Origin of the sequence: Pseudomonas sp. PAMC 29040, from assembly GCF_003994535.1 — a bacterium.
In the GTDB taxonomy this organism is placed as follows: Bacteria; Pseudomonadota; Gammaproteobacteria; order Pseudomonadales; family Pseudomonadaceae; genus Aquipseudomonas; species Aquipseudomonas paraversuta.
Map to the genome: position 1 here is coordinate 79,913 of NZ_RZAA01000015.1, position 18,520 is coordinate 98,432.

An 18,520-nucleotide genomic window follows, 5' to 3' on the forward strand; every position below is an offset into this window, starting at 1 on the left:
CCATGGCCGCAAGCTCGCTGTTACAGCGCGCAGATGTCAGTCCGGCAGCGCCTTGTGCGCAGTCTCCCGGCTGGCCAGCATCGCCACCAGCGCCACCCCGGCCGCCGCCAGCAAGTACCAGGCCGGTGCCATCTTGTTGCCGGTCAGCTGAATCAGCCAGGTGGCAATGAACGGGGCAGTACCGCCGAACAAGGCATTGGCCAGGTTAAAACTGAAAGCAAAACCGCTGAACCGTACCCGGGTCGGGAAGATCTCGGCCAGGAAGCACGGCAAGGTACCGTCGTTCATTGCCAGGATGGCGCCAAAGGCAATCTGGATCATCAGAATTACCACCAGCGACGGGTTACCGAGCATACCGAACAGCGGAAAGGTCAGCAGCAAAAACAGCACCGATGCGCTCACCAGCATGGTCTTGCGGCCAAAGCGGTCAGACAGCTTGCCCATCAAAAAAATCAGACCGATATAGGTCGCCAGTGACACAGTGGACGCGATAAATGAATCGCTCTCATCCATGCCCATTTCCGTCGACAAGTAGGTGGGCATGTAACTGAGCAACAGATAAAAGGCCACGGCATTGAGACAGGTCACGCCGATTCCGATCATCACTGCCCGGCGGTGCACCGTCAGCAATTCACGAATCGGTGCATGGGTCGCGCACTCCTTGGCCTCCAGGCGTTGTTCCATCTCCAGGAATTTGGGCGAATCCTGCAAGCTCATGCGGATATAGCGCCCCACCAGACCAAAGGGTGCCGCCAGTAAAAACGGCAGGCGCCAGCCCCAGTCATGCAGGTTCTCGACGCTCATCAGGCTGTGCATGGCGGCAACGAACACTGCGCCAAACAGCAACCCGGCAGCCGTGCTCGCCGGTACGATGCTGGTATAAAACCCGCGCTTGCCGTCGGGGGCATATTCCGCCAGAAACGCCGAAGCCCCGGCATATTCACCGGAGGCCGAAAAACCCTGGACCAGACGAATCAACAGCAACAACGCCGGGGCCCACAGACCGATATGGTTGTAGCCCGGCAGCAGGCCGATGCAAAAGGTCGAGACGGTCATGATCAGGATCGACCACGACAAAGCGCTGCGACGCCCGTATTTGTCGCCGAAATGCCCCCAGACCAGGCCACCGACCGGCCGCACCAGAAACGACAGGGCGAACACCGCGAAAGTTGCCAGCAGGCCGGTTGCCGAATCGGTCTGGGGGAAGAACGTCAGCGCGATCACGGTCGCAAGATAGCCATAGGCGGCGTAGTCAAACCACTCCACAAAGTTGCCCATGAAGCTGGCTACGGCGGCGCGGCGCAGGGCCTTGCGCTCGCTCAGACGCTCAGTGTGTTGTGCTGCCGTCAGGGTAAGAGTTGCGCTCGGAGTACTCACAGGACACCTCCGAAGGCACAGGTGCAGGGATGAAAAACAGACAGCAAAGCCGGGACATGGGACATGACAAATACCCTCATTGTGTAGTTCTTGGCAGGGGTAATGGGTCAGAAAACGCTGCGTGTCTGGGTACGCATGCGTGGGTTCGTAGCAAAGGAGTCAGCGACTACACGTGGGGCAATCTGTAGTCGCTGGCGAAGGCTGCGAGCGGCTATTTCTTGATGATGTTGTGCTCCGGGCCATAGGGGAAACGGGTGATGTTTTCCCCGCCGTGTTCATTGACGATCAAGATATCGTGCTCACGATATCCACCCGCCCCCGGCCGGCCCTGGGGGATCATGATCATCGGTTCGATGGAAATCACCATGCCCGGTTCCAGCACGGTGTCGATGTCTTCACGCAACTCCAGCCCGGCTTCGCGGCCATAGTAGTGACTCAAGGTGCCAAATGAATGGCCATAACCAAAGGTCCGGTACTGCAGCAAGTCGTGCTCCAGGAAAATCTCGTTGAGTTGCAGGGCAATCTCGGAGCAGCGCATTCCCGGCTTGATCAGCTTTAACCCGGCCTCGTGCACCTTGACGTTGACCTCCCACAAGCGCAGGTGCTCGTCGGAGCAGTGATCCAGAAACAGCGTACGTTCAAGCGCCGTGTAATAACCGGCAATCATCGGGAAGCAATTGAGGCTCAGAATGTCGCCCTTGTTCACTTTGCGCGTGGTCACCGGGTTGTGTGCGCCGTCGGTATTGATCCCCGACTGGAACCAGGTCCAGGTGTCCATCAGCTCGGAGTCCGGAAAGGTGCGGGCAATTTCGCGCACCATCGCCCGGGTTGCATGCAGGGCCACTTCGTATTCCGGCACCTGGTCGCCCAAGGCTTCAATGACAGCAGCGCCGCCGATGTCTGCAATTCGCGCACCATGACGAATAATCGCGTGTTCCTCTGCTGACTTGATCATGCGCATACGCATGCACGGCGCGGCAATATCCACCAGTTCGGCCTGGGGGTAACGGCTGGCGAGCTTGTCGCGGTTGAGCAGGTTCAGATGGTCGAACTCGATGCCGATGCGCCCTGCTTTTGGTAGCGCTTGCTGGATCGCAACAAAGTAGTTATCGCGCTGCCAGTCGGTATACACAATATTGTCGGTACCCATGGTCCGGCGCCATGGCTGGCCACCGTCGATATTGGCACTGATGGTGACTGCACTGTCCTGGGTCACGACCAGCGCGTAATGCCTGCCGAACGAGCAGTACAGGAAATCACTGTAATAGTTGATGTTGTGATAAGAGGTAAACACCGCCGCATCAATATTGTTCTGTGCCATGTAGGCGCGCAGCCTGGACTGGCGATTGGCATATTCCCGGGCCGAGAAGGTTGGAGTGACTTTCTCACCGTTCTTGATCTCGATGGTTTTCGGCATTTGCATGTCAGTTACCCTGTTCTGTGATCGATCTTCGGAAGCCGCCGGCAGGCGGGTCGTTGAGGATCATTCGAACAGATAAAAAGCTGACTTTTTTGTGTGAATCCGACCTGTAGTTGGTCATACCCGCTGCCGGATCAGCGCTCCCTGCCTGTTGCCTATGGAAGGGATGTAGTCGCTGACCAGGGACGAGGCTGCGATGGGCTGCGCAGCAGGCTCTGATGGCTCTTATGCGTTAGCCCGGCAGTTGCCATTCGATATTTTCCTCGTTGACGGCAATTCTGTCGGCAAGCAAAAAGCGCGGCTCGCGGTGCTGCACCTTCAGGGTGGGCATGGTCTGGCTCTGCTCGAAACGGTGGATAACGCCTTTGCTCAAACTCGTGCCAGCATGGCGACTCAGGCGGACGGCAGCAGGTAAGACCCCTCCTGAAACAGCGGCATAATCCGCCTCTATGTGCTGCAAAATATTGCCAGCCCGCAACAAACTCCGGCATCCCTCCCAAGGATGATGTTAAAAAGCCAACCGGCGCAGCAGCCTCGCAAAGATTGCTGCAGTAAGTGCGTGCAGCTCCCCTCACCCCTGGACCCCACAGTGTTTGAAATCACCAGCTATCTCGGGCTGTTTCTGGCCGCCTTCGGTGCCGCGTCATTGCTGCCGATGCAATCTGAAGCCGTACTGGTGGCCATGCTGCTTTCCGGAAAATACCTGGCAAGCACCCTGCTGCTCGTTGCTACTTTGGGCAATGTACTGGGCTCGGTCCTGAACTGGCTGCTGGGGCGTTCGGTCGAGCGCTTGCGGCATAAACCCTGGTTCCCGGTCAGTGAGCAAAAGCTCGACAAGGCCCGGCAGTTCTATCTGCGCTACGGCCGCTGGTCATTGCTGCTGAGCTGGGTGCCGATCATCGGCGATCCACTGACCATGATCGCTGGCGTGATGGGCGAACCGCTGTGGCGCTTTGTGCTGATTGTCACATTGGCCAAAGGCGCACGTTATCTGGCACTGGCTGCGCTGACTCTGGGGTGGACCTAAACATCCCATAGGTAAAAATCCAATTGCCTACACAAGCTTCACGCAATTCCTAAAATCTCAGAGACACGCCCTACAGCCAACTTGAACACCGCCTTGCACACTTGCGTGACCAAAAATCCCTGACGTTCAATTGCGTCAGAACGACCGCAGCGCAAGGAAACGCGGATGTCACGTTCACTGCCCCGACATCGCTTCAACCTGTTATCCGCAGGCATCGGCGATGATCTTCAAGCCCCTCCTTTCAACAGTGCGCCCTGCGCGTTCGACCGGGAGCCGGCCGGTTGGCCCTCGGTATCGATGGCTACCGGCGAAGTCCTGCTGCGGCTCAGCGATGGTGTGCTCGACGGCCCGCTGGCCTTTGAGTGGACACGCCGGTATTGCAGTGGCGCCGTGGAAACCGCCAGTGAACTGGGATTTGGCTGGACCCACGCCCTGTGCCATCGCCTGCACTGCGACGGGCAAAGCCTGCTATGGACCGATCCTGAAAACCGTGAGACGCGTTTTCCCCGGCCTGTCGGGCAACGCCCGGACATCAGCGCCTGTGTGACCGGCCCGGCCATTTACCGCGGCGACAGCGACGGCGAACTGATCCTCGCCCCGGCCGCCAGGCCCCGGCATTTCTATCACTTTCAAGACCTCGAACTGTCAGGCATCAGCGATGCCTACGGCAATCGTCTGAGCATTACCTGGCACACCGCAAACCTTCGGCGCATCGACAACGGCGCAGGACGCGCCTTGTTGCTGCGCCATGCACATGGCCGGCTCTGCGCGGTGGACTATCAGCAATATGATGACAGTGGTGAACCCGGCGACACCCTGACCGGACACAATGCCGGCTGCCGCCCCGAGCGCTGGAGCACCCTGTTCACCCTCATGACTTATCAGTACAACGACAGCGGTCAACTGATCAGCGCCAGTAATGCCCTGCAAGAAACCGAGCACTATCGCTACGACGCCCGGCACGTGATCCAGGAGCGGCAACTGGCCGGCGGCGCAGTGTTGTTCTGGGAGTGGCAACACTGTGGCAAACACTCGCGCTGCATCCGCCACAGCACCAATTTCGGGCAGATGCAGATCCACTACGAACGGGATGGCCAGGGCGCTGTGACGGCCAAAAGCCAGGACGGCAGCCAACAAACCTGGGTGTACGACAACAACGGACGCCTCGTCAGTCAAACCGGCCCGGACGGTGCCCAACATCAGAAATCCTACGATGAGCAAGGCCGTTTGATTGCCGAAATTGACCCTCTGGGCGCCGTCATCCAATACCGTTACAACCCGGCCGGGCAGCTCTCGGCACTGATCCCGCCCCACGACGAACCTACGTTTTACAGTTACTGCAACGGCTACCTGCACTCAGTCCGGCAGGGACCGGCCTGCTGGAGATACGAGCGCAACGCCCAGGGTGATATAACCCGCCAAACCGACCCCGACGGCTGCGTCACCACCTGCAGCTACACCCCCAAGGGGCAAATCAGCAGCATTGTGCAAGCGGACGGCAGCGCTCACCGGCTCATCTGGAACGCCCTCGGCCAGTTGCTGGAGCACTCCCTGCCCGATGGCTCGCAACAGCGTTACAGCTATGATCTGCGGGGTCGAAAAACAGCCCGCCAGAATGCTCGCGGCGTCATCACCCGCTACCACTGGGACGCCGTGGGGCGCATGAGTCAGATCATCCAGCCCGACGGCAAAACCCGCGCCTGGAGCTATAACGCCTACGGCAAAGTGACCGCCGTGCGCGACGAGCGAGGGCACATTACCCGCTACGAATACCTCGACAACCTGCCCCTGCCCCGCCGCCGTATCAACCCCGACGCCAGCCAGGTCAATTACCGCTATGACAATGGCCGCCTGTTGCTCACCGGCATCGAAAACCAGCGCAACGAACACTACCAGCTCGACTATTACCCCAACGGCCTGCTCCGTCTGGAAATCGGCTTTGACGGCGGTACGACTGGCTATAAATACGATCTCAACGGCCAGTTGCTGGAAATAACCCAGTACCCGACACCCGATTACCCTGACCAGCCACGGCTGATCACTGCTTATCAGCGTGACAGCGCCGGGCGCCTGCTTCTGAAAACCCTGCCCGACGGCAGCCAGATCCGCTACAGCTACGACAGCCTGGGCCGCCTCACCCGGGTCCATGACGGCGACCGGCCCCTGATTTTCCAGTACGACCTGCAGGACCGCCTGATCACCGAACATCAGGGCCAGGCCACCCTGCGCTATCAATATGACGCTCAGGGCCGGCTCAGGGCCTGCCAGCTACCGGACGGCAACCGGCTGACCTACTACTATCGGCAAGGGGCCGGCCTGACAGCCATCGACCTCAACGGTGAATGCCTTACCAGCCACTGCTTCGACGACGGCCGCGAAACTGACCGTCAGCAGGGCGACTTGCTCAGCCACTACCAATACGACCGACAAGGACGAATGCAAGAGCATGTCGTCACCCCGATCAGCCACCACCATGGCTTCGCCGCCCAGGCGCTTTACCGGCGCACTTACCAGTACGACCCCGGCGGCAATCTGCGGCTGCTCAGCGACAGCCGCAAAGGCCAGCACAGTTTTGCCTACGACCCGCTGAACCGGCTGATCGCAATAAGGGGTCATGCTGAAGAGTATTTCGATCACGACCCGGCGGGTAACCTGCTACGCCAGAGCGCCAGTGGCAGAGGGCGCAGCAGCCTGGCCAACGTCAAGGCAAACCGCCTTCTGATACAGGGCGACTGCCATTTCGTGTACGACGCCTACGGCAACCTGATCCAGGAACGACGCGGCGCGGGCCAGCGCCTGGTGCGCCAATACCGCTACGACTGCCAGCACCGCCTGAGCGCCCTCACCCTGCCTGACGGCAATGAAATCAAATACCGTTATGATCCCTTCGGCCGCCGCATCGCCAAGCAGCTCAAGCACCAGAGCACAGAATTTATCTGGCAAGGGCAGCGCCTGATCGCCGAATGCACCCGGGTCTCAGACACCGCAGAAAGCTCCCGCTACCGCAGCTACCTCTACGAGCCAGGCACCGGCAAACCGCTGGCCATGCTCCAGGGCAAAGGCCTCCGCGGCGAAATTTTTTACTACCAGCTCGACCCGCTGGGTATGCCCCTGGAGCTCACCGGCCGCAAGGCTGATATCGTCTGGTCGGCGCACTACCGTGCCTACGGCAAGGTGCAGCAACTCGACATCGCCGACATCAGCAATCCCCTGCGTGTTCAGGGCCAGTATCACGACGAGGAAAGCGGCCTGCATTACCACCGCCATCGCTACTACAACCCCCATACGGGGCGCTACCTGACCCCCGACCCGGACAAACTGGCCGGGGGGCTCAACAGTTACCGCTATAAGCCCGACCCGAGACAAGACTGCAGCAGGGCAGATTCCCCGTGGGAACCGGGCCGCGCCAAGGCATCAACCGCGAGCATCAGCGACCCTGCGCTGCCTGTGCCGGGCACCGGGCCCGGGCAAAACCCCTAGCCGATGCCATCAAGGCCGCTGCGCCCCCGCCACCGCGACATGAATCATGTACAGCGAGGTATTGGCGGTGATGAACAACTGGTTACGCCGTGGCCCGCCGAAGGTCAGGTTGGCCACGGTTTCCGGCAGCAGGATTTTGCCCAGCATCACCCCGTTGGCATCAAAGCATTGCACGCCATCCCCGGCGCTGGTCCAGATGTTGCCCTGCACATCAACCCGCAAGCCGTCCGGGATGCCCGGTTCAATATGGGTCAGCACCCTTGATTCACCCAGGCGGCAGTTGTCGATGACGGTCATGGCGCGGATGTGGTGGGCCGCATCCGGGTCGTGGGAGCGGGCGGAGTCGGCGATGTAAAGGGTCTTGCCGTCCGGGGAAAAGGCCAGGCCGTTGGGTTGTTCAAAATCATCGGCAACACAGGTGATATGCAGCGTATCGGGGTCGATGCGAAACACGTTGCGCCCGCTCTGCTCGGGCTCGGCCTGGTAGCCCTCATAATCGCTGAGGATGCCGTAGGTGGGATCGGTGAACCAGATACTGCCATCGCGGTGCACCACTACGTCGTTGGGCGAGTTCAGGCGTTTGCCTTCAAACTGATCGGCCAGGGTGGTGATGCTGCCATCTGCTTCGGTGCGGGTGACGCTGCGCGTGCCGTGTTGGCAAGTGACAAGTCGCCCCTGCAGGTCGCGGGTGTTGCCATTGGCGAAATTGGACGCCGGACGAAATACCGAAACCCCCTGCTCCGGAGTCCAGCGCAGGATGCGCTGGTTGGGAATATCACTCCACAACAGGTAGCCGCCGTCGTTGAACCACACCGGGCCTTCTGCCCAGCGGCACTTGTCGTACAGACGTTCCAGCTGGGTATTGGGCAGGGTCAGGCGACGAAAACGCTGGTCGTGAAACTGGTAAATATCATCGTTCATGGTTCTGTCCTTTAAAGGCTGCGCAGCGTCTTGCGCCCGCTGACGGCGGCAATCACCGCGATTATGATGACGCCGGTGAGAATCAGCCGCACACCGGCGCTGGCGCCAAAGGTGTTGAGCATGCTCACCAGCAAGTAAAGAAACAGTGCCGCCCCCCACAGCCCCGGCACATTGGAAAACCCGCCCGCCACCGAAGTGCCGCCAATCACCACCACCGCAATCGATGCCAGCAGGTATTCCTCGCCCATGCTCAGGGACGCGCCGCCGGAAAACCCGGCCAGCAGTACCCCGCAGACACTGGCAAACACCGCACTCAACACATAGGTGGCCCAGCGCACCCGCTCCACCCGCACTCCGGCAAGCTCGGCAGCACGCATATTCTGGCCGATGGCCAGGGTCCAGCGCCCATAGCGGGTGCGCGTCAACAGGTAGCCGGCCAGAACCGTAAACAAGGCAACGGCCAGCGCCAGGTAAGGAATGCCCAGCCACCTGCCGGTAGAGAACTGATAGAACAGCTCCGGCGGCGCGATTCGCACGCTGCGGCCGTAGGCAATGGCCATGGACTGCAACAGAAAGCTCGCCGACAAGGTGGCGATAATCGGCGGGATGCGCAGCAGACGGATCAGCCCATAGTTGGCACACCCCACCAGCACGCCAATCCCCAGCACCCCGGCCAGCCCCAAAGCGATCAGGCTGTTCTGGCTGTCCATCAACTTCATGCCGACCGCTGCGCTGAGGGCGATATTGGCCGGAATCGACAGATCGATATTGCCGGGGCCGGTGGTGATGACGAACATCTGCCCCACGCCGACGATGACAAAAAATGCCGAGAACGACAGCGCACTGGACGTCAGTGCAGCGGCACCCTCACCGCCGGTAAACCCCAGGGTCGCCAGCCACACCAGCAACGCCGCCAGAAACGACCACAACCAGGGTTTGCTGCGAATACGGTTCAGAGCAATGGGCAGATTCATACCGGACGTACCTCCAGACGATTGACGGCAGTGCGCAGGGCCAGCACCAGGATCAAGATCGCGCCCTGGGCACCGATCTGCCAGTCGGGGGAAATGCGGATAAACGACAGTAGCGAGCCGGCCAGCACCAGGGTCAAAGCCCCCAGCACCGCACCGATGGGGGACACCCGGCCGCCGGTAAACTCACCACCGCCCAGAATCACTCCGGCGATCGACAGCAAGGTGTAACGCAGCGCCATATTGGCGTCGGCCGAGGTGGTCAGGCCCACCAGAAACAATCCGGACAGCACTCCGAAGCCACCCGCCAGGGCATACAGCGTGACCTTGATCCGCAACAGCGACCAGCCGGCCTTGGCCATCGCCAGCGGGTTCCCGCCAGCGCCACGCAAGACCACACCAAACCTGGAGCGCATCAAAAACAGATGCACCGCCACGGCCAGTACCACGCACACCACAATGGCAAACGGCAGCACCGGGGTCTTGATTTTGACCAGCGCCTGCAACCATTGCGGCGCACTGCCGCCGGGGGCGGGCAGCAACAGCACTGCGCCGCCGACCCAGATGAACGACATGCCCAGGGTCACCACAATCGCCGGTAACCGGCGACTGTGAATCAGCGCCCCGAGCAACGCGTAAACACCGATGCAGCCCAACAGCACCAGGCATCCCAGCAGCGGGTGATCGTTGAGCAAGGTAGCTGCCACACAGGCCACAAAGCTGATAAAGCTGCCCAGCGATAGATCAAGGTCGTTGACCGTGATGATCAGCATCTGCGCAATGGTGGCCAGGGCGATCGGCACCGCCAGGTTGAGCATCAGATTCATGCCCATGTAGCTCATGGCTCGCGGCTGCATGATAAAAATCGTCGCCAGCAGCACCACCAGGGAAATCCCAGGCAAGGCGTTACGCAACCAGCGGGCGCGGTTCACCCCCCCGGCTGCGCGGTCCACGGTGTTGGCCGCGGGCGGTTTTTTTAATGTCATGGGTTGAGGCGCGTTCATGCCACCTCCTCCTGAAAGGAACTGCGCAGGATTTGCGCTTCACTCAGTTCATTGCGCGGCAGATCCGCCACTGCCTGGCCGTTGCGGAACACGTAGATGTGATCGCAGTGATTGAGCTCTTCAAGCTCGGTGGAGTACCAGATAAAAGTCCGGCCGCGGGCCGCCTCTTCCTTGATGATGGCGTAGACCTCGCGCTTGGTGCCGACATCGACCCCGCGCATGGGGTCATCCATCAGAATCAGCTCGCTGTCACTGGCCAGGGCCCGGGCAAACAGGGCCTTTTGCTGGTTACCGCCGGAGAGCGACAGAATCGGATTATTCATGTCCGGGGTGCGGATGTTCATCCGCTGCTGCCACTTGGCCGCCATGGCCTGCTCTGCCTGCGGATCAATCAACAGGCCGTGCCTGAGTGCCGCCAGGGAGCTGATGCTGATGTTCTCGGCAATCGACCACAGGCTGAACACCCCGTCGGTCTGCCGGTCGCCGGCGACCATGGCTACTCGCTTCCCGCTGGCAATCCGTTCGCGCAGCAACTGCACCAGCAACTGGCTCTGGCCCTGCCCGGCCAGCCCCGCCAGACCGACGATTTCACCCGGCCAGGCGGCCACTGCCTGCCCGTTCTGCTGGCGTGCCGGCAACTGTTCGACTACCGGTGGCTGCCCGTCGCGTCTGGACACAAACACCCGGTCCTGATCCTGTGGCTTGCTCACCGTGCCCATGCACTCCACCAGCGAAGCATGGGTAAAAGCACTGGCACCCCGTACCTCCACCACACAGCCATCGCTCATCACCGCAATCCGGTCACAGGTGGCGAGCATCTCCCCCAGAATGTGGCTGATCAGCACCACGCAGCCGCCGCTTTCGACATAGCGCCGCACATGGTGCAGCAATTGCCCGGCGACCCGGGCGTCCAGCGACGAGGTGGGCTCATCGAGAATCACCAGCGCCAGATGCTCATCCACACAGGTAAAAGCACGGGCGATTTCCACCATCTGCCGCTGGGCGATCGGCAAGTCCGCCACCACCTCCCCGGGGCTGATCCTGTGGTCCGGGAAGATGCTGTCCAGGGTTGCCACAATCAATGCGCCGGCCTTGCGCCGCCAGCCAAAACCGCGCAGGCCGGGGCATGTCAGCCGGGTATTCTCGGCAACGGTCAGGTTGGGGCACAGCGACAGTTCCTGAAACACGCAGCGAATCCCGTGTTGCCGGGCCACCTGTACCGAGTAGCCGTTGCGCACATCGGCACCGCCCATCAGCACCGTGCCGCTGTCGGCACTCAGGGTCCCCGCCAGAATATGCATCAGGGTCGACTTGCCCGCGCCGTTGTGACCGATCAGCCCCAGACACTCACCGGGACGAAACGTCAGATCTACGTCATTAAGTGCGCGCACGGCGCCAAAACGCTTGCCGACCCCCTTGAGGTCAACCAGCGCTGCTTGAGTAACTGTCATTGCGCTCTCCTTCCCCGGCCAGGCTTATTGAGGTGCAGGGCTCTTCAGTTGGGCAACGTCGTCGACGCTGTACACCTGACTCACGATCCCGCCCTTCTCCAGGCCTTTGAGCGAGCTTTCGAGGGTGTCCTGGGTGACGCTGATCGCGGGCGACAGCAGGTCATGGGGCAACTGTTTGCCATCGAGCAACTGCTGGGCAACCCAGAACGACAGGCTGGAGATGCTCGGCGCGCTGGAGATCGAGAACGACTGGTAGCCGTTGGCGTCTTTCTGTTTTTTCCACCACGTCAGTTCTTCTTCGCGGTTACCGAAAATGATCACCGGCAATGGCCGGCCCGCTGCGGTAAAGGCCTGGGCCACCCCGAAGCCGTCATCGCCCTGGGTCACCACCGCATCGATTTTCGGCAAGCTGGGCAAGATCCCCGCCACGGCTTTTTGCGCCGCGGTCTGCGACCAGTTGCCATTGACCGAGCCTACGACCTTTAACTGCGGATGCTTGCTCGCGCCGGCGACGACCCCGGAGTGGATCATCCCGTCCACCGAGACCCCGGCCAGGCCGCGCACTTCCAGCACATTAGCCCCGTCCGGGAAGCGCTTGGCCAGATAGTCCATGCCATCCAGACCGCTTTGCTTGAAGTCCATGGAAATTCTGTAGGCACAGGGTTCAGTGACGATGCCGTCGAAAGACACCACGACAATTCCCGCATCGCAGGCCTGCTTGACTGCGCCGTTCAGTGCGGTGGGCGAAGCCGCATTGATCACGATGGCGTTGTAGCCCTGCAGGATCAGGTTCTGGATCTGCGCCGCCTGTTCAGTGGCCTGGTTCTCCGCTGTGGTGAACGAGTCCGCCCCGGCAATGATCCCGTCCTTGACCGCCTGCTCAGTGGTCTGTTGCCAACTGTTGAGCATGCTCTGGCGCCAGGAGTTGCCGGCATAGTTATTGGACAGCGCGATGGTTTTGTCGGCCGTGTCGGCCTGGGCGTGCATGAAGGGGGTAATCAGCAATGCAGTGGACAGCAAGGCGCAACGCAGCGTGTGACGTTCCATGACATGACCCTTATTATTTTTGTGGGCTAATTGACACCCTCAGTCTGATCGGGCCACGGGGCTCTGTCTGGGGCGTTGATGCACACTTGATACCCTTTGCGCGCAAATAACCTGCGGGATCCCGCAAAAGAAACGCGCAAATATGCAGGGTTTTTGCCCCTGACCGCTGAGCGCTTTGGGTCATACTCGGATATCGGGCCGCCAGCGGGTGCGCCTCTGACGGATTGCAGGCCATGACCCAAAGAGTCCCCATCGCGGCAGAAAACGTGTTGCATCATTTTCTCGGGATTTCCCGCGCACTGGCCGGGCGCCTGGACTTTCAGTCGATGATCGAGGCGGTATCCGAAGAGATCCGTTTTATCCTGCCCCACGATCATCTTGACGTCAGCCTGCTGCTGGATGACGACAGTCACCTGTCGGCCTACGAAACGGGTCTGCACACTTCCTGGAGCGATTTTGCCTTTCATCCGCTGGCCATTACCCGAAGTCCGATTCGCGCGCTGTTGCTGGGGATGGAGCCCTATATCCTCAGCGACGATGCGATGAACGACCAGCGCTTCCAGTTCCCCGGCGCCCTCAACCACCCGATTTTCGATGCCAATTTACGCAGTCGCCTGCACGTCCCGCTGCGCGCCCGGGGTGAAGTGATCGGCGCCCTGAGTTGCTCCACCCACGCCGCCAACTTCTATACCCTGGATGATGTACGCCACACCCAGCATGTGGCTGATCTGCTGGCGTCCTATCTGTATGCCCTGCGCCAGACCGAACAGGCCAAACATATGGCAATCGCCGAGGCGCAGATCCGTGCCCGCGAAGAAGGCCTGCGCCTGGGGGCACTGCGCCTGACCGAAGAGCTGGAAAACGAGCGCCAGCGCATCGGCATGGACCTGCACGACCAGACACTGGCCGATATGACCCGTCTGCACCGGCGTATCGCCCGCCTGCAACTGCTGGAGCAGATCCCGGCAGCAGAACTGGCCCCGGTCGGCCAGGCCCTGCAAGAAAGCATGCAGGAATTGAGACTGATCATTGATGCGGTCAAACCCACCGTGTTGCAGCTGTTCGGGTTTGTCGAGGGGCTGGAGGACCTGCTGCTGCGCAGCGTGCGCAACAGTGGTCTGGAGATTGTCACCCGCCTGCGGGACAACACCGGCGGGCGGGCCAACGACCTGGCCGAACCCCAGCAGATCGCGCTGTTCCGCATCATTCAGGAAGCGGTCAATAATGCGATAAAGCACGCGGCACCCAATGTGATAATTGTCGAGATCACCGTCTCTGGCAGCCACTTGCAACTGACCATTGTCGACGACGGCCCCGGGCTGGACAGCCTCAATCGACTGGAAACCGGCGGTATCAAAAACATGCGCATACGCGCACAGCTGCTTGGCGCGCAGGTGCAGATCGAGAAAGGTCCCGACAACAAAGGCACCTGCGTCCAGGTCAGCCTGCCATTGCCGGACCGGGCCCAATAGGTAGAGAGAACACCATGCAAATCCTGTTGATCGAAGACGACCCGGTGCACCGTGCCTTTTTCAGGGAGGTGATCGAGGGGGCGCTGCCAGAATGCGAGCGCCTGCATGAAGCCGAGGATGGCCTGGTGGGCGAGCGGCTGGCCCATGAATTTGCCATCACCTCGGTGGTCATGGATCTGCAGATGCCAAAACGCACCGGGGTCGAAGCTGCACGGGCGATCTGGCGCGAGCGTCCCCACACCTCAATCATGTTCTGGTCCAACTACGCCGACGAAGCCTATGTGCGGGGTATCTCACGCATCGTTCCCGAGGGTGCGGCGTATGGTTATATCCTCAAGACAGCCTCCGAGGATCGCCTGCGGCTGGCACTGCGCAGCCTGTTTATCGAGCAGCAGTGCGTGATCGATCGTGAAGTGCGCGGAGTGCAGCAAAAGAGCCAGAATCACCTGCTTGGTCTGACCGATACCGAATACGAAGTATTGCAGGATATCGCCCTGGGCCTGACAGACCGGATCATCGCCCAACGTCGCAACCTGTCGTTGCGCAGCGTGCAAAACCGCCTGCAACAACTGTATGAAAAGCTCGGCGTGCGCCAGCCCGGCACCGACAGTGACAGCAGCCCGGCCTTTAACCTGCGTTCGAGGGCGGTCAACGTGGCACTGTTGCGCAAACTGCTGAACCGCACAGCCCTGGAACAGGCCGAACTTGAATTGCAGGAATGGCTCAAAGACCCGCGCTTCAACCCCCTGCGGCATTGAAACAGGCCTGGATCAAGCCACAGTAATGCCTCCAGCGAACCGCAACCTGTAGGGGCGAGCTTTTGATCTTGAAAAGCTCGCGAGACAAGCTCGCTCCTACAGAGGTAATCAGCCTGACGCGGCCACACAAAATCCTGCACCGCACGGTCCTGAAACAGGTCTGCATCAAATTACAGAAATGCCTCCTGCGACCCCCAACCTGTAGGAGCGAGCTTGCCTCGCGAGCTTTTGATCTTGAAAAATCTCGCGAGGCAAGCTCGCTCCTACAGGGGTAATCAGCCTGACGCGGCCACACAAAATCCTGCACCGCACGGCATTGAAACAGGTCTGCATCAAATTACAAAAATACTGCCTGCAAACCCCAACCTGTAGGAGCGAGCTTGTCTCGCGAGCTTTTGATCTTGAAAAAGCTCGCGAGGCAAGCTCGCTCCTACAGAGGTAATCAGCCTGGCGCGGCCACACAAAATCCTGCACCGCACGGTCCTGAAACAGGTCTGCATCAAATTACAGAAATGCCTCCTGCGAACCTCAACCTGTAGGAGCGAGCTTGTCTCGCGAGCTTTTGATCTTGAAAAAGCTCGCGAGGCAAGCTCGCTCCTACAGAGGCAATCAGCCTGGCGCGGCCGCGCAAAATCCTGCACCGCACGGCATTGAAACAGGTCTGCATCAAATTACAGAAATGCCTCCTGCGCCCCCCAACCTCGCTCCTGCAGAAGGCAAGGGCAATCAAGGATTTCACCTTTTTTTCACATGCAGCTGCTATCCTGCGCGCCTCTTTGGGGAGTAGCTGGCCGTCACGCTTGTGGCGGCGCTCTGGTCAACATTCTCGGCAACCTGCCGTGGCCATGGCATCCGTCTGGATTTGCGAGACCAACGACATACCTGTGCTGAAGTCGGGCGCACAGTGTTATGCCGTTGTCTTGAGCCCGACTGGATAACAAACATGAACCCGATTGCCCTGATTCTCCTCGCTTTCGCCATGTCGACAGATGCCTTCGCGGCAGCCATCGGCAAAGGCTCCAGTCTGCACAAACCGCGTTTCACAGAAGCCCTGCGCACCGGCCTTATCTTCGGCGTGATTGAAGCCATCACCCCCGTAATCGGCTGGGCCATCGGCAACGCCGCCAGCAGCTATGTCACCCAATGGGATCACTGGATCGCCTTCACCCTGTTGCTGGGTCTGGGTCTGTACATGATCTACAACGGGGTCAAGCCCGATGAGGAAGAAGCCGAAGAGAAACCGTCGCAGCACTCATTCTGGATTCTGGTGATCACCGCCATCGCCACCAGCATTGACGCGCTGGCGGTCGGGGTTGGCCTGGCATTTGTCGACGTGAATATCTGGATGGCCGCCGCGGCCATTGGTCTGGCCACCATGACCATGGTGATCATCGGCACCATGTTGGGGCGAGCACTCGGCAGTCTGGTGGGCAAGCGTGCGGAAATCGTCGGTGGCGTGGTGCTGATTATCGTGGGTGCAACGATCCTCTATGAACACCTGAGCGCCGTTTAAACCCTCACCGGTATCTGACGCAGGGGCTGCGTCAGATACCGGCATTGCTCAGCCCGGCGTGACCGAGCGGCTGATCCGATACAGTGACCAGCTGTACAACGCCAGCGCCAGGCCTGCCAGCGCACCGCCCACCAGGCCGATCCAGGCAAAGCCCAGATGGCCACCGACATAACTGCCCAGCAGCGCACCGCCACCGATACCGATGTTGTAAATTCCCGAAAACATCGCCATCGCCACGTCTGTCGCATCTGGCGCCAGGGTCAGCACCTTGGACTGCAACGCCAGACCGAAGCCCATGATCGCCATGCCCCAGAAAATGCTCAGCACTCCCAGGGACTCAATCCAGCCGCTGGCAGGCAGCAGCAGCAACAGGCAAAGCGTCAGTAAAGCCACAGCACCGAGCAAGAATCGCTGCGGGTTGTGCTTGTGGAACCAGCTGAAACACAGGGAGCCAATGATCCCTGCGCCACCGAACAGCAACAGGACCAACGTCACCATGCTGCCACTCATGCCCGCTACGCCCTGAACAAAGGGTTCGATGTAGCTATAGGCCGTGAACTGCGCAGTCACCACCACTGCCGTCAGCACATAGATCGCCACCAGCGCCGGACGCTTGAACAGAATCGGCAGGCTTCTGAGCGAGCCCGAGTTCTGGCTTGGCAGCAGGGGCAATGTGCGGGTCAACCACAACACCAGCAACCCGGCCAGCCCGGCAATCACGATAAACGTGGTGCGCCAGCCCATGGCCTCACCCAGCAAACGACCGAGGGGCACACCCAGCACCATTGCCAGCGAGGTACCGGTGGCCAGCAAACCCAGGGCCTGAACCTGCTTGCCCTCGGGTGCCAGACGAACGGCCAGGGAGGCGGTAATTGACCAGAACAGGGCGTGAGACAACGCTACCCCTATTCGGCTGAGTAATAAAATGCCGAAGTTGGTGGCCAGGCTCGACAGCACATGACTGAGGATAAACAGCCCGAACAGCACCAGCAGCAACTTGCGGCGTTCCACGTTGCGGGTCAGCAGCATGATCGGCAGCGAAGCCAGGGACACCACCCAGGCATAAATGGTAAGCATCAGCCCGACGCTGGCGGTGGTCATGTCGAAGCTGGCGCCAATTGCGCTCAGCAGCCCGACCGGGACAAATTCGGTGGTATTGAACACGAACGCGGCCAGAGCCAGTGCGATGACCGGTTGCCAGTTTGCGCGGGATGCAGAAGTGGGGTTGCTCATTTAAGGGGTGAACTACTCGCTAGCGATGGTATGACAGGTTCAGGATCCGGTCTTGCTGATGCTCCATGTTGTATGCACAACAGGTGCCATCTGAAAGCGTCGGGGCTGAACCAACAGGGCGGCATTCTATAGACTTCTGTGATGCCGGTTGGAGCACATTGAAATACCCCCCCGGGACATTTGGCCGCACCCCTAGGGGTGCGGCCACGTTCAAGATCAAGGTTAGGTGCTGGGGCCAGTTTTTGCTTTTTGCTTTTTGCTTTTTGCTTTTTGCTTTTAAAGCAGATGCCTCTGCCGCCACTCGATAGTCGGTGCAACGCAGACGCCCATCACAGAAGGCCGAACGCAGGTGCTGTTTTGGGGGTGGCGAGGCAGGACGCCGAGCCAGCCGTGCCGGGCCATGGATGGCCCGTCACGGCGTGCCCCCACAACAGCGCCGGAGTGAGGGCACCGGGCGAGCCTGGGCGAGCTCGGCCGTATGGTAGGGCGCAGACTTTTTGGGTATTTTTGGGATGGTCCGACACTCGGCGTTTGCCAAAAGTGCCTCGCCGTAAGGGCGAAACCGGTAAATCGCCGTTGCGCATTGAACGGATATGTACCTGGTTCAAGCAACTGGAGTACCGCGTACATATCCGTTTGATGTATCACGGCTCTCTACGGGTTCCGCCCTTACGGCGGCTCACTTTTGTCAAACAGCCACAAAAGTAAGCAAAAAGGCCTTGCCCCAGCGTACGGCCTTCGCTGCGCTCAGGTTCCCTCGCTCCGGTCCCGCTCCGTGGCCACGCCGTGACGGGCCATCCATGGCCCAACACGGCTCTCCCGGCATCCATGCCGGGAGGACCACTA

General features: G+C 60.3%; 14 protein-coding genes. 5 read left to right on the forward strand and 9 right to left on the reverse strand.

The window, feature by feature from the left end; all coding sequences use genetic code 11:
- Window positions 1-36: 36 nt before the first annotated feature.
- The 3 genes from WG29040_RS22655 to WG29040_RS22665 all read right to left on the reverse strand — a co-directional run bounded on the left by WG29040_RS22655 (window position 37) and on the right by WG29040_RS22665 (window position 3,278).
- Window positions 37-1,377: an MFS transporter gene (locus WG29040_RS22655; protein ID WP_127196914.1), complete on the reverse strand. Its 1,341-nt coding sequence runs from the start codon at window positions 1,375-1,377 to the stop codon at window positions 37-39.
- Window positions 1,378-1,588: 211 nt separating this feature from the next.
- On the reverse strand, window positions 1,589-2,800 hold the full coding sequence (locus WG29040_RS22660) for a M24 family metallopeptidase (protein WP_010657253.1): 1,212 nt from the start codon (window positions 2,798-2,800) through the stop codon (window positions 1,589-1,591).
- A gap of 229 nt (window positions 2,801-3,029) precedes the next feature.
- Entirely contained in the window at window positions 3,030-3,278 is a 249-nt protein-coding gene (locus tag WG29040_RS22665; protein ID WP_127196915.1) for a hypothetical protein, read from the reverse strand.
- Between the two features lie 108 nt (window positions 3,279-3,386).
- Between WG29040_RS22665 and WG29040_RS22670 the strand changes: the two genes are divergently transcribed.
- Both WG29040_RS22670 and WG29040_RS22675 read left to right on the forward strand, forming a co-directional pair.
- Complete coding sequence (locus tag WG29040_RS22670) at window positions 3,387-3,824, forward strand: YqaA family protein (protein ID WP_010657252.1); 438 nt, start codon at window positions 3,387-3,389, stop codon at window positions 3,822-3,824.
- Window positions 3,825-3,989: 165 nt separating this feature from the next.
- Window positions 3,990-7,304: an RHS repeat-associated core domain-containing protein gene (locus tag WG29040_RS22675; RefSeq protein WP_127196916.1), complete on the forward strand. Its 3,315-nt coding sequence runs from the start codon at window positions 3,990-3,992 to the stop codon at window positions 7,302-7,304.
- Window positions 7,305-7,313: 9 nt separating this feature from the next.
- Here WG29040_RS22675 and WG29040_RS22680 read toward each other — a convergent pair whose 3' ends face one another.
- Genes WG29040_RS22680 through WG29040_RS22700 form a run of 5 tightly spaced genes read right to left on the reverse strand, consistent with a single transcriptional unit; the run spans window position 7,314 to window position 12,698 of the window.
- Window positions 7,314-8,225 carry an SMP-30/gluconolactonase/LRE family protein gene (locus WG29040_RS22680; protein WP_010657250.1) on the reverse strand — a complete coding sequence of 304 codons (912 nt, stop codon included), beginning with the start codon at window positions 8,223-8,225 and terminating at the stop codon, window positions 7,314-7,316.
- 11 nt (window positions 8,226-8,236) lie between these two features.
- Entirely contained in the window at window positions 8,237-9,199 is a 963-nt protein-coding gene (locus WG29040_RS22685; protein ID WP_003444822.1) for an ABC transporter permease, read from the reverse strand.
- Complete coding sequence (locus WG29040_RS22690) at window positions 9,196-10,200, reverse strand: ABC transporter permease (protein WP_003444823.1); 1,005 nt, start codon at window positions 10,198-10,200, stop codon at window positions 9,196-9,198. Before WG29040_RS22690 ends, WG29040_RS22685 begins: the two co-directional genes overlap by 4 nt.
- Window positions 10,197-11,651: a sugar ABC transporter ATP-binding protein gene (locus WG29040_RS22695; protein ID WP_003444825.1), complete on the reverse strand. Its 1,455-nt coding sequence runs from the start codon at window positions 11,649-11,651 to the stop codon at window positions 10,197-10,199. The genes WG29040_RS22690 and WG29040_RS22695 overlap by 4 nt, the downstream gene beginning before the upstream one ends.
- A gap of 24 nt (window positions 11,652-11,675) precedes the next feature.
- Window positions 11,676-12,698, reverse strand: coding sequence for an ABC transporter substrate-binding protein (locus WG29040_RS22700; protein WP_127196917.1), 1,023 nt, complete (start codon window positions 12,696-12,698; stop codon window positions 11,676-11,678).
- Window positions 12,699-12,931: 233 nt separating this feature from the next.
- Between WG29040_RS22700 and WG29040_RS22705 the strand changes: the two genes are divergently transcribed.
- The 3 genes from WG29040_RS22705 to mntP all read left to right on the forward strand — a co-directional run bounded on the left by WG29040_RS22705 (window position 12,932) and on the right by mntP (window position 16,441).
- Window positions 12,932-14,170, forward strand: coding sequence for a GAF domain-containing sensor histidine kinase (locus tag WG29040_RS22705; protein WP_127196918.1), 1,239 nt, complete (start codon window positions 12,932-12,934; stop codon window positions 14,168-14,170).
- A gap of 14 nt (window positions 14,171-14,184) precedes the next feature.
- Window positions 14,185-14,928, forward strand: coding sequence for a response regulator transcription factor (locus tag WG29040_RS22710; protein WP_003444841.1), 744 nt, complete (start codon window positions 14,185-14,187; stop codon window positions 14,926-14,928).
- A 943-nt stretch (window positions 14,929-15,871) separates the two neighbouring features.
- On the forward strand, window positions 15,872-16,441 hold the full coding sequence (gene mntP / locus WG29040_RS22715; RefSeq protein ID WP_003444846.1) for a manganese efflux pump MntP: 570 nt from the start codon (window positions 15,872-15,874) through the stop codon (window positions 16,439-16,441).
- A 48-nt stretch (window positions 16,442-16,489) separates the two neighbouring features.
- Here mntP and WG29040_RS22720 read toward each other — a convergent pair whose 3' ends face one another.
- Complete coding sequence (locus WG29040_RS22720; protein WP_003444849.1) at window positions 16,490-17,674, reverse strand: sugar transporter; 1,185 nt, start codon at window positions 17,672-17,674, stop codon at window positions 16,490-16,492.
- Window positions 17,675-18,520 lie beyond the last annotated feature (846 nt).

Bases quoted from the DNA above. Each gene is read 5' to 3' on its own strand.
- WG29040_RS22660 (WP_010657253.1), bottom strand. From the start codon at position 2,800: ATGCAAATGCCGAAAACCATCGAGATCAAGAACGGTGAGAAAGTCACT.
- WG29040_RS22675 (WP_127196916.1), top strand. From the start codon at position 3,990: ATGTCACGTTCACTGCCCCGACATCGCTTCAACCTGTTATCCGCAGGC.
- WG29040_RS22680 (WP_010657250.1), bottom strand. From the start codon at position 8,225: ATGAACGATGATATTTACCAGTTTCACGACCAGCGTTTTCGTCGCCTG.
- WG29040_RS22685 (WP_003444822.1), bottom strand. From the start codon at position 9,199: ATGAATCTGCCCATTGCTCTGAACCGTATTCGCAGCAAACCCTGGTTG.
- WG29040_RS22690 (WP_003444823.1), bottom strand. From the start codon at position 10,200: ATGAACGCGCCTCAACCCATGACATTAAAAAAACCGCCCGCGGCCAAC.
- WG29040_RS22695 (WP_003444825.1), bottom strand. From the start codon at position 11,651: ATGACAGTTACTCAAGCAGCGCTGGTTGACCTCAAGGGGGTCGGCAAG.
- WG29040_RS22700 (WP_127196917.1), bottom strand. From the start codon at position 12,698: ATGGAACGTCACACGCTGCGTTGCGCCTTGCTGTCCACTGCATTGCTG.
- WG29040_RS22705 (WP_127196918.1), top strand. From the start codon at position 12,932: ATGACCCAAAGAGTCCCCATCGCGGCAGAAAACGTGTTGCATCATTTT.
- WG29040_RS22710 (WP_003444841.1), top strand. From the start codon at position 14,185: ATGCAAATCCTGTTGATCGAAGACGACCCGGTGCACCGTGCCTTTTTC.
- mntP (WP_003444846.1), top strand. From the start codon at position 15,872: ATGAACCCGATTGCCCTGATTCTCCTCGCTTTCGCCATGTCGACAGAT.
- WG29040_RS22720 (WP_003444849.1), bottom strand. From the start codon at position 17,674: ATGAGCAACCCCACTTCTGCATCCCGCGCAAACTGGCAACCGGTCATC.